Source organism: Microcoleus pseudofavosus SVA1_A4 (assembly GCF_036700565.1).
Taxonomy (GTDB): domain Bacteria; phylum Cyanobacteriota; class Cyanobacteriia; order Cyanobacteriales; family Microcoleaceae; genus Microcoleus.
In genome coordinates this window covers 1-1384 of the sequence record NZ_JAUBPE010000188.1, presented here as the reverse complement: position 1 = coordinate 1384, position 1384 = coordinate 1, and the positions used below count along the sequence as shown (strand labels likewise).

1 pseudogene is annotated in these 1384 nt (G+C 42.8%); it reads right to left on the bottom strand.

From position 1 onward, the window contains the following. Positions 1-20: 20 nt before the first annotated feature. Positions 21-992 (bottom strand): annotated as a pseudogene (locus tag QUA02_RS33860) (IS110 family transposase). Positions 993-1384 lie beyond the last annotated feature (392 nt).

Below are 1384 nucleotides of genomic sequence, written 5' to 3'. Positions count from 1 at the left end.
GTAGATACTGTCTTGATATGTCAAGGGGTAGCAAGTAAATAAGTTGGATCGAAAGGCTTTTGGGACTTTAAAATCCCAAAAGCCAAATGCACCAACTTCCTCATCAGCGCACCAATTACCTGCATTTTGACCTTTCCACGACCCAATAATCGCTCAGTCATAGCTTTGAGGAAAGGATTACAACGCATCGCCACCACCGCAGGCATATATAATGCCTTTCGCAGTCGGACATTTCCCGTACAAGATAAACGAGTTTTGCCATGTACAGAAGTTCCTGAGCTACGCTCACAGGGAGTTAAACCTGCATAAGCTGCCAGTTGACGAGCATTCTTATAATCTTCAATCCGACCAACTTCAGCTAACAATACAGCAGCCGTCTGTTCTCCAATACCTGGAATCGAAGTCAACAGCTCGCGCTGCTGTTTTAAATGCGGATGTTGGTCAAAATGATCGCTAATCATTTTTTTGATTTCTGCTTGTTGTTTTTTGATGTATTCCAAATGAGCTCTCGTAAGTTGAGCTACAGTTTCCGTAGCTGTTTCCAAACGATTCTCTTCCTGTTGATACATCTGAGTCAAAGATTCTAGTCGTCGCAGTAAAGCTTGTAATTCCTTGACTTCAAACGGGGTTGGCTTCCAAAATGAAGGTTTAATTGCTGCACAAAAACGAGCAATCAATGCTGCATCTACAGAGTCAGTTTTGGTACGCAAAAGTTCGCTTTTAGCAAACCCTTTAATCCGAGCCGGATTAACCACACTTACCCGGTAGCCTGCTTCATACAGAAATTCAGCTAGGGCATCGACCTAATTGCTCGTGGCTTCCATGCAGGCATGAAGTTCTTCCACACCTTGTTTTTTGAGCCAATTATTCAAGCTCTCAAATCCTTCGGTATTATTCGTGAACTTTTTGGGTTTTGAGGCGCGCTCTTCTTTCAGTAAAACGACGTGAAAGTCTTTTTTACTGATATCTATGCCTAAAAATGTGGGTGTCATTGTTTGCTCCGAACTCCCTGTTTGTATGAAAGAACATGACAGGCAATTTAACTAACCTTATAAATGCAGGCTGTCCCGTTAAAACGAGCGCCTAAGATACTGTCCAGTTTTTTTGTATGCGCCTGTCATCAGTAATGGGAGCTTATCTACACAACAGACTTGTGATAGTCTAAGGGGCGGGCCAACTTCACCAATTTCTGATGTCCGATCACAACACTTTCTACTGTCATTTGTACCTATAGGCAAGAAACTTTAATGGTTTCTTTATCTTTACTCGTGTTAGGATTCAGTTACAACCGTGTCTGCGGTTTGATTACAACCGTGTCTGCGGTTCTATAGCCTGCGGTCTACGGTTTGATCGCCTGACTCTTTTAAGATACAAGGGGCGGGTT